Raw genomic sequence first — 14332 nt, 5'->3', positions numbered from 1 at the left:
CGCAGAAGTCCACGCAATGAGAGATAGCGCGCGCGGGCGGGGCGAGATCCCTAGAGTCGCGGAATCCGGTCGACGAGGCGCGTCGACCGCAGACGAAGGAGTCGAGATGCCCCCTGTTCTCACGTCACTCGCGGCCGCGGCCGATGAGGGCTACGACCTGGCGTTCACGCCGTCGGACGGCGTGCTGGTCGTGCTCGGGTTCACGATGGTGCTCACGTTCATGGCGCTGATCATGACGCGCCGACTGACCCCCATGGTCGCCTTGATCGTGGTGCCGACGATCTTCGGCCTGTTCGCCGGCGCCGGCTTCGGTCTGGGCGACATGGTCATCGACGCGATCAAGTCCATGGCACCCACCGCCGCCCTGCTCATGTTCGCGATCATGTACTTCGGGATCATGATCGACGTCGGCCTGTTCGACCCGCTCATCCGTCTGATCACCCGCGTGCTCGGCGACGACCCCGCGAAGGTGGTGCTGGGCACCGCGCTGCTCGCCGGTGCGGTGTCGCTGGACGGTGACGGCTCGACGACGTTCATCATCACGACCTCGGCGATGCTGCCGATCTATCTGCGTCTCGGCATGAGCCCCGTGGTGCTCACGTGTGTCGCCGGACTCATGAACGGCACGCTCAACATCGTGCCGTGGGGCGGTCCCACCGTGCGCGCGGCATCCGCCCTTTCGCTGCAGCCGACGGACATCTTCGTGCCCATGCTCCCGTCGCTCGCGACGGGTCTGGTGATCTCGTTGGGCTTCGCCTGGTTCCTCGGGCTCGGCGAGCGTCGCCGTCTCGCCGGGTCGATCGACACCACCCGCATCGAGTCGACCCGCGGCGACGGCATCTTCGGCGCGCCCCGACTGTTCCGCGGCGCCGAGCCGAAGCCCGGTGCTGCCGCGACGCTGCGCACCGGCAACATCGTCACCGTGCGGGGAGCCCGCGGTGCGGTCGCCGCCACCGCGCTGGTGGATGCCGCCGACACCGCCATGGCCGACACCATGCTCGACCCGAATCGGCCCACGCTGCGCCCGCGTCTGATCTGGTTCAACCTCGCGCTGACCGTCGCCGTCATGGTGCTGCTGGTGCTCGACCTGTTCCCGCTGGCGTTCGTCTTCATGGTCGGTGCGGCGATCGCACTGATCGTGAACTTCCCGAAGCTCAAAGGCCAGGCCGACGAGATCGTCGCCCACGCGCCCTCGATCGTCGGGGTCGTATCGATGGTCCTCGCCGCCGGCGTGCTGGTCGGCGTCCTCAACGGCACCGGGATGGTGACGGCGATGGCGTCCTGGATCACCGCGGTGATCCCCGCCGAGATGGGCCCCTTCCTTGCGGTCATCACGGGCGTGCTGTCGATCCCGTTCACGTTCTTCATGTCGAACGATGCGTTCTACTTCGGCATCCTGCCGGTGCTGGCCGAAAGCGCCTCGCACTTCGGCATCGCGCCCGTCGAGATGGCACGCGCCTCCATCACCGGGCAGCCCGTCCATCTGCAGAGCCCGCTCGTTCCCGCGATCCTGCTGCTGGTGTCGCTGGCGAACGTCAATCTCGGCGATCACCACAAGAAGGTGCTGTGGCGGGCCGCGCTGGTCTCACTGGCGATGCTCGCCGTCGGCGTGCTGGTGGGCGTGATCCCGCTCGCCGCCTGAGGGCGGTCGCGGCGCGGCCGACGGGCATCAGCTTCCGTCGGCCGCGCCGTCGTCGCTGGAGTGCGGACGCACGCGCACGATGTTCGTCGTCTCGTCGATGTCGGCGACGCCGGGGTAGGCCTTGACGAAGTCGGAGAAGGACCGGTGGCCCAGGGCCTTCTCGCTGAAGGACGGATCCATGCGCTTGAGCAGGTTCTTCACCGCCGAGAGGTGCACCCACTCGTCGTCGGTGCGCTCCTGCTCCAGGCGCAGGGCACGCCGCAGAAGCTCCGCCGTCGGGTCCTCGGTCTTCTTGCGTCGACGCGACGATGACGGGCCCGCCGTGGCGGCGGCATCCGCCTTCTTCTGGGTCGCGGCGGACGCCGGCAGCACCACTCCGGGCAGCGAATCGTACGAGTCGAACTGATCGCATGCGGCCGCGAGCGACTTGGCCGTCGAGCCGGCCACGCCGACACCCACCACGACGCGACCCAGACGCTTGCACCGCTGCGCGAGCGGCACGTAGTCGCTGTCGCCGGCGACGATCACGACGTGGGTGAGGTCGGGCAGGCGGAACATGTCCTCGACGGTGTCGACGGCCAGACGGATGTCGGCACCGTTCTTCGCGTAGGCCGCCGCGGGGAACAGCTGCACGAGGTCGACGGCGCGCGCGACCAGCTGCGAACGGTACAACGCGTTGACCGGCGACGACCAGTCGGCGTAGGCACGCGTGAGCACGAGAGTGCCGAAGGACGCCGCGTAGTCGATGATCGCCCCGACATCGATCGTGGCTTCCTTCAGGCGCTGGGCGATCTCGGGGGCATCGGGGTCGGCGATGATCTTCTGGCGGTCGGCGGCGTAGGAGTTGCGCCCGTGCACGCGGTCGTACCAACTCATGACGATGTTGTCGAAGTCGAGGTAGACGGCGACGCGGTTGCCCTGCAGCTCGACCATGTCAGCGCTCCTTCGGGTAGGTCACGCCGAGCTGGCCCCGCACGTCGTCGAGCGCGTGCATGATCGCGATCGACTCCGCGAACGGCAGCAGGTCGCTGTCGGTGCGACCGGAGCGCAGCAAGCGCTCGGCGGCGAGGGCTTGGAACTGCATACCGCGGCCGTCGACCTCGCTGCGGTAATCCTCGATCAGGGTGCCGTCGGTCGCGGTGACCCGGAACGAGGTGGGCTCGTACCAGACGCGATCGATGTCGATCCGGGCGTTCGTGCCGATCACGTGGGCGGTGTTCGGACCGGCGGCGCGCGAGCTCGTCGCGATCGACGAGATCGCACCGCCCGCGTGGACGGCGGCGATCGCGACCTCGGTGTCGGCTCCGGTGTCGCCGAGGCGGCCCACCGCGCGGATGTCGGTCATCGGTCCGAGCACGTCCCACGCGAAGGAGACGGGGTAGATGCCGAGGTCCAAGAGGGCACCGCCGCCCAGTCCGAGAGCGTTCAGCCGATGCGCCGGATCGGTGGGCAGCGACTGCGTGTGGTCGGCGATGACCGTGCGCAGCTCGCCCAGGGCGCCGTCGGCGATGAGTTCGCGGATGCGGATCATATGCGGCAGGTACCGGGTCCACATCGCCTCCATCGCCAACAGCCCGCGCCCCGCGGCGATGTCACGGATCGCGATGGCCTCGTCGGCATCCAGGGTCACGGCCTTCTCGATGAGAACGTGCTTGCCGGCCTCCAGGGCGAGGATCGCGTGCTCTCGGTGATGACTGTGCGGGGAAGCGACGTACACGATATCGACGTCGGGGTCGGCGACGAGCTCTTCGTACGACCCGTGCGCGTGAGGGATGTCGTACGCGCCGGCGAACGCACGCGCCGACTCCGGGCGGCGCGATCCGACGGCGGTGACGGTGAGCCCCGCCGTCCGCAGGTCCTTCGTGAAGGCGTGGGCGATGCCGCCCGTGGCGAGGATTCCCCAGCGGATGGGCGCGGTCGGCACACTCGTGCCGGGGGCGTTGTCGGTCATGCGACGAGCCTAGCCGCGCGCGCGTAGGCTCGAGCCGTGAGTGCCGACACCGAGGCGTCGATCGCCCGATTCCGTGAGCTGCTGCAGATTCCGACCGTCTCGCACGCGGACGAGAGCCTCGTGGACGCGGATGCGTTCACGCGCTTCATCGACACGCTGGCGCGTCTGTATCCGACCGCGCATGCCGCTCTCGAGCGTGAGGTCGTCGACGGCTACTCCCTGCTGTTCCGCTGGTCCGGCCGGCAGAGCGCGGCGGATCCGCTCGTGCTCATGGCCCACATGGACGTCGTCCCCGTCGTCGAAGAGGAATGGGACCACCCGCCGTTCGGGGCCGAGGTAATCGGTGAAGGTGTCGATGCCGAGATCCACGCGCGCGGCGCCATCGACGACAAGGGCGCCCTCGTGGCGATCATGGAGGCGGTGGAGGAACTCGCCGCGGAGGGCTACGCGCCGACGCGCGATGTCTACCTCGCCTTCGGCCACAACGAGGAAACGGCCGGCGGCGGCGCGCGTGCGATCGTGGCGCTGCTGCGCGAGCGCGGGGTCACGCCGGGCCTGGTGCTCGATGAAGGCGGCGCGGTCGTGGACGGTGCGGTGCCGGGGGTCGCGGTGCCGACGGCGATGGTCGGCGTCGCCGAGCGGGGCGTCCTGACGCTGCGGCTGACTGCGCGCGAGGGGGGAGGCCATGCGTCCACACCGCCCGCCTTCCCCGCCACCGCCCGGCTCGCCCGCGCCATCGACCGCGTGCAGCGCCATCCGTTCCCGGCCCGCATCGTCCCGCCGGTGCGCGCCCTGTTCGCGACACTGGCCCCCCACACCTCACAGCCGCTTCGCACTCTCTTCTCGCACCTCGCCGCGGTGGCCCCGTTGGCCGCACGGGTGTTCGCGCGCCTCGGACCGGAACTGAACGCGATGGTGCGGACGACCGCCGTCGCGACCGAGCTGTCGGGGGCTCCGGGCGAGAACGTGCTCGCGACCACGGCGCGTGCCTCGATCAACATCCGCCTCCTCACCGGCGACACCGTCGCCTCGGCGACCGCGCGGATCCGCCGCGTCGTGGCCGACCCCGCCGTCGAGATCGAGGTGCGCCACGGGTCGGATCCGTCGCCGGTGTCACCTTGGCGCGGTGAGCCGTGGCAGCGCATCGCGACCGCGGTTCATGACGCCCTCGGAGCCGAGGTCGTGACCACGCCGTACATCCAACTCGGGGCGAGCGACAGTCGCTGGTTCACGGTGATCAGCTCGCACGTCTACCGCTTCACGCCCTTCCACCTCACGCGGGCCGAGCGCGACGCGCTGCACGCCCACAACGAGCGCATCCGCGTCGGGTCGTGGCGCAACGGCATCCGCTTCTATCGCGCCCTCATCCGAGCCAGCTGACGCTTACTGCGCCCGCCTCTCCCGCTGCATGTCCCACTCTGTGCTGTTGGGAGCGCTCTCACCCAGCGGGAACCGGGACACGCTCCGCGGGGACCGGGACACGCTCCGCGGGAATGGGGACACGCTCCGCGGGGATCGGGACGCGCACGGCGGGTGGGGTCACGCGGAGAGCGCTTTCGCGATGCGGGGGAGCGAGACGGGCTCGGCGGTGCCGAGCGCCTGGGCGAACACGCTCACGCGATACTCCTCGAGCAGCCAGCGCGCGTGTGCGATCGGAGCGGGAGCGTCGGCCGCCAGGGGAAGCGCACCGCCGGCCTCCGCGTAGAGCGCAGCCGCGCGTTCGAACTCGGTGAGACGCTGGCGATCGCGGCCGGGATTGTCGGCGAGGGTCCGCACCCGCTCCAGGGCGCCCTGCAGGTAGCGGGGAAGATGACGCAGCCGATCGAGGCCCGTGCGCGAGACGAACCCGGGATAGATCAGCGCGCTCAGCTGCGCCTTGACATCGCCGAGTGCGGCGAGCAGTGTCATCGCGTTCTGCGCCTTCACGGCACGCTCGACGCCGCGCTGCAGCGTCAGGATGCGTGCGGTCAGCGACACCGCCTGGAACAGCTCGTCCACCACGGCCGTCGACAGCGCGTCGCGGACGACGGCGAACTGCTCGGGTGTGCGGACGCCGCCCGGGGCGACGCGCGCCATCACCGCATCGGCGACGGCCACGCGCGCATCCTCGATGAGCGCCTTCGCGGACGGGTACGGTGACGCCGCGAGAGAGAGCTTCTCCGCAGCGGTCAGATGCTCGAGCACGTAGGCGCTCGGCGAGGGCACGGCGAGCAGCAGCAGGCGACGAACCCCCGCGTGCGTGAGGCGCGCGGCCCGTTCGGGCGTGGACTCGATGCGCAGCGCCACGGCATCCTTCTCGTCCACGAGCGCGGGGTAGCCCCGCACGACGCCGCCGGCGACCTTCGTGTCGACGACCTCGGGGAGTGTGCCGAGGTCCCACGTCAGAATGCCGCTGCGCTCGACGATCTGCGGCGCGCCGGGTGCGGATGCCGCTGCCGACGCGCCGGGGGAGCGCGTCCCCGACGGCAGCATGCCGGAGGCGCGCGCGACGCGCCCGGCGGGTTGCTGCTCGCGCGTGAGGGTGCGGGCGACCTGCTCGCGGGCGCGGCCGGCGAGGCGGCTCTGCAGGTCGGCGAGGTCGCGGGAGGTGCCGACGGTGCGTCCCCGGTGATCGACGGCCCGGAACGTCATCAGCAGGTGCGCGGGCACCCGCTCGAGGTCGAAGTCGTCGGCCGTCACGGGCTGGTTCGCCACGCGCTGGATGCGGGCGGCCAGCGCGCTGCGCAGCGTCTGGGGCGGCAATCCGTCGTGGTGCTCAGGACCGGCCGATGCCACGTCCTCGCCGAGCTTCGCCGCCCAGTCCGCGGCCGGCACCACGTGCCGGCGGATCGCCTTCGGCAGCGCTTTCAACAGTGCCGTCATCAGCTCCGCCCGCAATCCCGGCACCTGCCAGTCGAAACCGTCGGGGCGCAGCGCCGCCAGCAGCGGAAGCGGCACGACCACGCTGACGCCGTCCTCGGGACTTCCGGGTTCGAAACGATACGCGAGCGAGAGCACCTGGTCGCCCTGCTGCCAACGACCGGGGAAGGCGCGCTCATCCGCCCCCGACGCGTCATCGCGGAGGTCGGCCTCGGTCATGTCGAGAAGGTGCGGTGAGCGCGGCGAGGCCTCGCGCCACCACGTCTCGAACGAGCGCACATCGAACACGTCGTGCGGCACGCGCGCGTCGTAGAACGTGAAGACGGCCTCGTCGCCGACGAGGATGTCGCGGCGGCGTTCGCGCTCCTCCACCTTCTCCAGGCGGCGCCGCAGCTCCAGGTTGCGGCGTTCGAATGCGGTCAGACGCTTGTCGAGGTGCTGGCTGTTCCAGTCGCCGTCGACGAGCGCGTGCCGGATGAACAGCTCCCGCGCGAGCGGACGGTCGATGCGGGCCAGCTGCACGCGCCGGCGCGGGATGATCTCCACCCCGAAGAGCGTGACCTTCTCGGCGGCGACGGCGGCACCGGCATCCTTCGACCAGTGCGGGTCGCTGAGCTGACGGTGGGCGAGATCGCCGGCGAGCTCCTCGGCCCACGCGGGATCGATCGCCGCCACGGTGCGGGCGAACAGCCGTGAGGTCTCGACCAGCTCGGCCGCCATGACCGCATCGGGGCTCGCCTTGCGCAGACCCGATCCGGGGAAGATGGCGAAATTCGCGCCCCGCGCTCCGCGGTAGGTCGCGATCTGCTTGCGACGGTCGTTTCCGCCGCCCTTCGCCGCGCCGTTCTTCGCCGGTGTCAGCGAGCGGGTGTCGAGGATGCCGATGTGCGAGAGCAGACCCGACAGGATCGCCCGGTGCACGCGCGCGGGGTCGGCCGCCGCGCCGTCGGAGGTCGAACGGGTCTTCGCGCCCATCAGCTGGCGCAGCTGCCGATGCACGTCGGCCCACTCGCGCACCCGCACGTAGTTGAGGAACTCGCTGCGGCACAGGCGTCGGAAGGCGCTGGAGCCGAGGTCGCGCTGCTGTTCCTGCAGGTGGTTCCAAAGGTTGAGGAGGGTGAGGAAGTCGCTCGTCGGATCGGCGAAGCGCGCGTGGAGGCGGTCGGCCTGCTCTCTCGCCGCGGGGTCTTCGGCCGACGGGCGTTCGCGGACGTCCTGGATCGACAGTCCGGCGACGATCGCGAGCACGTCGGGGAGCACCTCCAGACGGCGCGCCTCGATGAGCATCCGCGCGAAGCGGGGGTCGATCGGCAGGCGTGCGATCTCGCGGCCGAGGGAGGTCAGCCGCCGTGACGGCGAGACGGCCCGCAGCTCGGTCAGCAGGTCGAACGCGGCTTTGACCCCGCGGCTGTCCGGCTTCGTGAGGAAGGGGAAGTCCTCGATGTCGCCGAATCCGAGCGCGAGCATCTGCAGGATGACGGACGCGAGGGAGGTACGGAGGATCTCGGGCTCGGTGTATTCCGGGCGTGCGAGGAAGTCGTCCTCGCTGTAGAGGCGGATCGCGATGCCGTTCGAGGTGCGCCCGGCTCGTCCGGAACGCTGCTGGGCCGACGCCTGCGACACCGCCTCGATCGGCAGACGCTGCACCTTCGAGCGTGCACTGTAGCGTGAGATGCGGGCCGTACCCGCATCGATCACGTAGCGGATGCCGGGAACCGTGAGACTCGTCTCGGCAACGTTGGTCGCCAGGATCACGCGCCGACGCACGCCGGCAACGGCCGAGGGCTCGAACACGCGGTGCTGTTCGGCGGCGGAGAGCCGACCGTAGAGGGGGAGGACCTCCGTGGGGCGCGCATCCTTCGCGTACATGCCGCGGACGGCATCCATCGCGTCGCGGATCTCCGCCTCGCCGGGGAGGAAGACGAGGACATCGCCGTTCGCTTCGCGGTCGAGCTCCCGCAGAGCGGCCGTCAGCGTGTCGACCTCGTCACGGTCGCCGTCGCGCGGGCTGTCGGAGTCGGCCGCACCCGGGCGGTAGCGGATCTCGACCGGGTAGGTGCGGCCGGACACCTCGACGATCGGCGCGGGTGTGCCCCCGGCATCCGCGAAGTGTCTCGCGAAGCTCTCAGGATCGATCGTCGCCGAGGTGATGACGAGCTTCAGATCGGGGCGCTCGGGCAGGATGCGTGCGAGGTAGCCGAGGAGGAAGTCGATGTTCAGCGATCGCTCGTGGGCCTCGTCGATGATGATCGTGTCATAGCGGCGCAGCAGGCGGTCGCGGTGGATCTCGTTGAGGAGGATGCCGTCGGTCACGAGCGCGATCTGGGTGTCCTCCGACACCTGATCGGTGAAACGCACCTTGTAGCCGACGGCACCGCCGAGCGGCACCTGCAGCTCCTCGGCGATGCGCTCCGCGATGGTGCGCGCGGCGATGCGTCGCGGCTGGGTGTGCGCGATCTTCGTGCGCCCGAGCTCCAGGCAGATCTTCGGCAGCTGCGTGGTCTTGCCCGACCCGGTCGCGCCGGCCACGATCACGACCTGATGATCCCGGATCGCGCGCGCGATCTCGTCGCGCGCGGCGCTGACGGGCAGCTCCGGCGGGTAGGAGATCACGGGCGTGGGGGAAGGCATAGCCCTCCATCGTATTGCGCTCGGGGCGATCAGGCGCTCGGGCGGAACCCCGACACTTCCACGATCGCGTCGAAATAGGTCAGCAGCACGTTCGGAATGTCGCCGAGCGGGCTCGAGAGCACCACGAGAGCGAGCTTCTTCGAGTCCGGGACGGGGTACCAGTAGTGGGCGACGAGGCGGCGCTGCGTGAAAGCTTCGCCGTTCTCGACCTCGACCGACTCGTCGATGCGATGCGCGCGGACCACCTCGCCGTCCGCGAACGGACGCCGCACCGCCGTGCCCGCCATCTCGGGAGCGATCGTCGGCAGGGACTCTTCGAGCACGGCGAGCACGCGCTCGGGGTTCGTGCCGATGGCGGGGCTCATCCGGAACCGGTCGTCGTCGAAGAGTGTCAGCATCGCCGACATCGGCTCCCCGGGGCCGAGCTCCGTCTGCAGCAGCAGCAACCGCCCGTGCGCCTCGCGCGCGGCCCGTGCGGCCTCGACGAGGTCGTCGCGCATTCGGCGCCGAGGCGTGGCGTTCTCGTCGGCAGTGCCGAGCGTGCCACGTGCGACCTCCGCGGCCGATGTGCGGGCGGCGTCGTCGGAGTCGAGGGCGACCTGCCACCATGTGCCGAGCAGCCGGAAGGCGAGCTCGGGCTCGTGCGTGGTGCTCATGGAACGCGGCGCGTCAGCCGAGCGCGGCAAGATCGCTCATCGGCACCACGAGGCCGCCGTCGATCCAGACCGTGGACAGCCCAGAGGGCAGGCCTCGGATGGCGTCGGACAGATCGAGGATCTGCTTCGGGTTGGAGGCGTCTCGGGCGACGAGATCGAGCATGTCGGCATCGCCGTGGGCGGAGTCTCTCACCGCGATCAGAACGGCGGTCAGCGTCTGGGTCGAGACCGGCTCGCTCCCGGTGATGCGGATGACGACCGTGAGCTGGCGGGCGGCTCCCGAGAGGCTCGTGGTGACGGTGCTCGCGCGCTCGACGCGCGGGTCGGATGTCGCGATCGCGTCGTACACGGGCTGAAAAGCGTCCACGCTACTCTCCAAGGGGGTCGGGGCGGACTGGGGGGCATCGAAGAGAGAGGAGCATCCCGTTGAAGCGCCCACGGCGAGCAGAGCGACGAGAACACTAGCGAATCGGCGAGCTGAGGCTCCCGCGATCATCGTCACTCCTTCCACGTGTAGTAGCTCTCTTCGTAACCATACGCATTCTCATCGCCGATGAAGTATCGGTCGAGATCGTCGCGCGTGGCCGCCGGCACCTGCCCGATGTTGTTCTGCAGCGTGGAGTTGTAGGCGGGCGAATAGTGGATCCCTCCGACGCCCTGCGATGCAAGGGGCGAGTCCTCCTGGATCGTCGTCCAGTTGGGCCTGTCCGTGGGAGCGTAGCCGTCGGTGCCGAGCGAGATGACGCTGTCGAGCCGAGGAACCGGATCCCCATTGTGCTGCACCGAGACGACGGTGGTCGTGGAGGGGATGGGCATGCTGTCGATCGGTGCACCCGCGACGACGACGGCGTCCCAGTTGTAGTCGTTGTTGTACGCGGCGAGCGTTCCGGCGAGGATCCCACCCTGGCTGAACCCCACCAGCATCACCGGGTCGTCGGGTCCCACGCCGGCCTGCTTCATCGCTTCGAGTACGGCGCGCTCGTACTGCGAGCGCAGCGAGGGCGTGAGCATGAGCGCCAGGTTGCTGTCCAGATCGTTGACCGCGCCCTGATCGCCGTTGAGCCGAGAGAACCACTCCTGGGTGCTCGGCAGCGTGACGCGCCAGCGCACGACGCCGTCGGCATCGACCACCTTCGTCACACTGATGACCGTCTCGTCGGCGGAATCCTTGGTGTGGTGGCCGAGCGAGTCGACGAGCGTGGTCTCCTTCAACGCGTGAGCGAGGTCGGTTGGCTGCCCGCGGTAGTTGTCGACCTCCGAGTCGGTGAGGTTGCGTTTGCTGACGGCGGGCGTGGGCTTGGTGACGTCGGAGAGGATGCTGGCGAGGAGAAACCCTGCGAGCAGGCCGACGACGAGGGCCGCGATGAACGGACCGATGAACGGGATCATCGACAGCAGCGCATAGACCAACGCGAGGATCAGGACGGTTCCCACCAACGCCAGAACGGTCGCGACGAGCCGCTGGAGCTCGTTCCACAGATCTTGGAGGAAGTCGCCGATCCATTTTCCGAGGTCGGCGAAGAACGATCCGAGACCCTCGAAGAAGTTGCCGACCTTGTCGAGCCACCCCTCGTTGGTAGCGTCGATGGCGCTGTCGATGAGCGACATCGCGCGTTGCGCCGCCGCCTCCATGTCGCGTCGGGCCTGCTCGTGCGCTTCGCGCGCCGCCGTCGCGGCGTTGTCGTAGCGCCGGGCGGCGGCGCGCGCCTCGGCGAGCTGACGCTCCGCGGCCTCGATGTTGCCGGTCGGCGCCGCGGACTGCTCGAGGGCACGGAGCTGACGGTCGTACGCGGATACCTGCGTGTCGGCGCTGCCGGCGTGCCGCTCGGCGTAGGCCTCGTTGGCGTCGGCCTCGTCGGCCTTGCGGTGCGCCTCGCGCAGGGCTGCCGCGTACTCCACGAGGGCGTTCGCCGTGCCCGCATAGCGGCCATAAGCCTCGGACAGGTCGCCGGCGACCTGTCCGCTGCGCTCGCGGATCGCGTCCAGCGAACGCGCGGTGCTGGCGTAGGCGAGGTTGCGCAGATCGTCGGCGGCGCGCTCGATGCGGCTCGCCGACGACACGTACGTCGCGGCGCGCTCCGCGAGCGCCTCCGGGTTGCCGGGAAGAGTCATCGGTCACCTCCTGCGGGCGGAGTCGGCGAGGGTCCCGGTGACGGGCTCGGCGTCGGCGCGGGGGCTGCCGGGGCGGCGGGCGCGGTGCTCTTGCCGATCTCGTCGTTCAGGTTGGTCGCGGCGGTCTGATCGCCCGCCGCCGCCTGCTGGAGGGACGCGGCGAGGTCGGTGTCGAGGTCCTCGAACGTGTCGACGACGGCGCGGAGGTAGTCCGCGATGAACGTCAGGTTGTCCTCCAGCTTTCCGCGGGCGATGTCCCACTTGTCGCCGAAGTCGCGCACTTTGCCGGCCAAGCCGTCGTGCCCCGTGTAGCCGGCCGTCTCGTCGGCGATGCGCTCGGCCGCCGAGAAGTCTCCCGCGATCCGTTCGGCGCTGGACGCGCTCGCCAGCACCTCACCGACATCGATCTTCAGGTCGCTCATGTGTCCGCCTCCCTCTGTCAGACCCTACGGGAGGGCGCAGACGGGTCGCGATGGGGAGAACAACCCATGCGGTGGATGCCGCGGCATCCGGCCCCGCCCCCGTCGCCCCGCCTACGCTGGACGGATGAGCATTCCCCTCCTCACCCTCAACGACGGACACACCATCCCGCAGCTCGGCTTCGGCGTCTTCAAAGTCGATCCCGCGCAGACCGAGCGCATCGTCAGCGACGCCCTCGAGGCCGGCTACCGGCACATCGACACCGCCGCGATCTACGGCAACGAGGAAGGCGTCGGGCGGGCCATCGCCGCCAGCGGCATCGCCCGCGACGAGCTCTTCATCACCACGAAGCTCTGGAACGATCGGCAGGGCGGCGACCAGCCGTTCGCCGCGATCGATGAGAGCCTCGCGAAGCTCGGACTCGACGCCGTCGACCTGTACCTCGTGCACTGGCCCGCACCGGCCCACGGCAACTACGTGAACGCGTGGGAGAAGATGGTGCAGATCCGGGAGGCGGGCAAGGCCCGCAGCATCGGCGTCTCCAACCACCTGCCGTCGCACCTGTCCGAGATCATCGCGGCCACGGGTGTCACGCCCGCGGTCGACCAGATCGAGCTGCACCCGGCCTATCAGCAGCCGGACGTCACCTCGTTCGCGAAGGAGCACGGCATCCTGATCGAGGCGTGGGGTCCGCTCGGACAGGGCAAGTACCCGCTCTTCGACGAGGGGCCCGTCGCCGCCGCTGCGGCGGCCCACGGCAAGACGCCCGCGCAGGTCGTGCTGCGCTGGCATATCCAGCAGGGGCACATCATCTTCCCGAAGTCGAACAACCCCGACCGCATCCGCGAGAACCTCGACCTGTTCGACTTCGAGCTGAGCGCCGACGAGCAGGTGGCGATCACCGCGCTCGAGCGCGGGGGTCGTGTCTCCGCCCATCCCGACGAGGTCAACTGACCCGACCGTCACCGTCGTCCTCCGCGGCGTTCACTCGCTGAGCCGGCGGTAGCGTCGCAGGCGCCGCAGCCCCGCGGCGTCTGCGCGCTCCGTCGGCGCGGTGGCCAGGGCTCGGAGGGCCGCATCGGCGCCGGCCGTGTCGAGGTCGACACCGATGGCGACGAGTTCGCCGGTCGCCGGCGGCGACGGCAGTGCGGACACGTGGATCGATCGGCCGACGAGTTCGACGAGGTAGCCCCGGTCGCCGCCGGTGCCGCGCACCCGCACCCGCCCCTTGAGGCGATAGGCGCCGCGGGGAGGGTGCTCGAGGAGGTCGACGAGCGCCGACGGCGGCACCGGAGCGACCAGCGGGATCGACACCGATCGGGCGTGTTCGTGCGTGTCGTGTCCGGGACCGTGGTGCGCCTCGCGCGCGATGGGGGCGAGCGGCAGCTCGTCGATCGGGTCGTCGCGGTCGGCCACGTCGAAGACGAGGACAGGATCGATCGCGCCGGCACGGGCGGTGACCAGGTGCGCGTCGGGATTGCGCGAGCGGACGCGCGTGCTGATCCGCGCGATCGTCGATCCCCGCTCGGATGCCGGCAGCAGATCGGTCTTGCCGATCACGACGAGCGACGCCGTCGCATAGCGCGCCGGCGCGTCGTCGCCGGCATCGATCGTCGCGAAGTGGTGCACGGCGTCGATCACGTCCACCACGCCGCCTGCTCGCACGCGGGCAACGCCGCTGAAGCGGATCAGGCGGGCGAGCGCAGCGGGTTCTGCGACGCCGCTCGCCTCCACGAGGATCGCGTCGAGGCGCAACCGCGGGGCGGCCAACCGTGCGAGCGCGTCGTCGAGTCCCCCCGCATCCGGCAGGCAGCATACACAGCCTCCCGAGATCGCGGCGGCCTCGTCGACCTGACCGGTGACCAGCGCGGCGTCGACGTTGAGGACGCCGAAGTCGTTCACGACCACTCCGAGGCGGGCGCCGGGCGTGCGCAGCAGGTGGTTGACGAGGCTCGTCTTCCCCGCGCCGAGATGGCCGGTCACGGCGACGACGGGCACGCGCGATGCGGCGGTTCCGACCACTCCGGCGGCCGTGTTCGCGTGCGGCATTCGTCCTCCCGC

At 70.3% G+C, this 14332-nt stretch carries 11 protein-coding genes; 3 read left to right on the top strand and 8 right to left on the bottom strand.

Annotated features, from left to right (window positions below; genetic code table 11):
* Window positions 1-106 precede the first annotated feature (106 nt).
* Window positions 107-1642 carry a CitMHS family transporter gene (locus tag ACT53O_RS09745; RefSeq protein ID WP_476152127.1) on the top strand — a complete coding sequence of 512 codons (1536 nt, stop codon included), beginning with the start codon at window positions 107-109 and terminating at the stop codon, window positions 1640-1642.
* Window positions 1643-1669: 27 nt separating this feature from the next.
* Here the strand turns inward: ACT53O_RS09745 and ACT53O_RS09740 are convergent, their stop codons facing one another.
* Window positions 1670-2575, bottom strand: a complete 906-nt coding sequence (locus ACT53O_RS09740; protein WP_112931110.1) for an NYN domain-containing protein — start codon at window positions 2573-2575, stop codon at window positions 1670-1672.
* Between the two features lies 1 nt (window position 2576).
* Window positions 2577-3593: a Gfo/Idh/MocA family protein gene (locus ACT53O_RS09735; RefSeq protein WP_476152125.1), complete on the bottom strand. Its 1017-nt coding sequence runs from the start codon at window positions 3591-3593 to the stop codon at window positions 2577-2579.
* Between the two features lie 36 nt (window positions 3594-3629).
* On the opposite strand from ACT53O_RS09735, the gene ACT53O_RS09730 reads away from it, so the two are divergent.
* Window positions 3630-4973 (top strand): M20/M25/M40 family metallo-hydrolase, encoded by a 1344-nt coding sequence (locus tag ACT53O_RS09730; RefSeq protein ID WP_476152123.1) that lies wholly within the window; start codon window positions 3630-3632, stop codon window positions 4971-4973.
* Between the two features lie 159 nt (window positions 4974-5132).
* On the opposite strand, the gene hrpA is transcribed toward ACT53O_RS09730, so the two are convergent.
* The 5 genes from hrpA to ACT53O_RS09705 all read right to left on the bottom strand — a co-directional run bounded on the left by hrpA (window position 5133) and on the right by ACT53O_RS09705 (window position 12273).
* Entirely contained in the window at window positions 5133-9083 is a 3951-nt protein-coding gene (gene hrpA, locus ACT53O_RS09725) for an ATP-dependent RNA helicase HrpA (RefSeq protein WP_476152121.1), read from the bottom strand.
* Between the two features lie 29 nt (window positions 9084-9112).
* Entirely contained in the window at window positions 9113-9739 is a 627-nt protein-coding gene (locus ACT53O_RS09720) for a hypothetical protein (RefSeq protein ID WP_036315417.1), read from the bottom strand.
* 13 nt (window positions 9740-9752) lie between these two features.
* Entirely contained in the window at window positions 9753-10106 is a 354-nt protein-coding gene (locus ACT53O_RS09715; RefSeq protein ID WP_036315419.1) for a hypothetical protein, read from the bottom strand.
* 131 nt (window positions 10107-10237) lie between these two features.
* Window positions 10238-11851, bottom strand: a complete 1614-nt coding sequence (locus tag ACT53O_RS09710; protein ID WP_112931114.1) for a hypothetical protein — start codon at window positions 11849-11851, stop codon at window positions 10238-10240.
* Window positions 11848-12273: a hypothetical protein gene (locus tag ACT53O_RS09705; protein WP_036315437.1), complete on the bottom strand. Its 426-nt coding sequence runs from the start codon at window positions 12271-12273 to the stop codon at window positions 11848-11850. Before ACT53O_RS09705 ends, ACT53O_RS09710 begins: the two co-directional genes overlap by 4 nt.
* A 124-nt stretch (window positions 12274-12397) precedes the next feature.
* On the opposite strand from ACT53O_RS09705, the gene ACT53O_RS09700 reads away from it, so the two are divergent.
* Window positions 12398-13225, top strand: coding sequence for an aldo/keto reductase (locus ACT53O_RS09700; RefSeq protein WP_476152117.1), 828 nt, complete (start codon window positions 12398-12400; stop codon window positions 13223-13225).
* Between the two features lie 30 nt (window positions 13226-13255).
* Here the strand turns inward: ACT53O_RS09700 and ACT53O_RS09695 are convergent, their stop codons facing one another.
* A complete protein-coding gene (locus ACT53O_RS09695; protein ID WP_476152115.1) occupies window positions 13256-14320 on the bottom strand; it encodes a CobW family GTP-binding protein in 1065 nt (354 codons plus the stop codon).
* Window positions 14321-14332 lie beyond the last annotated feature (12 nt).

This window comes from Microbacterium sp. DMC48 (assembly GCF_056313825.1).
The sequence above is the reverse complement of the archived record's forward strand: the minus strand, read 5'-3'. Positions and strand labels throughout refer to the sequence as shown.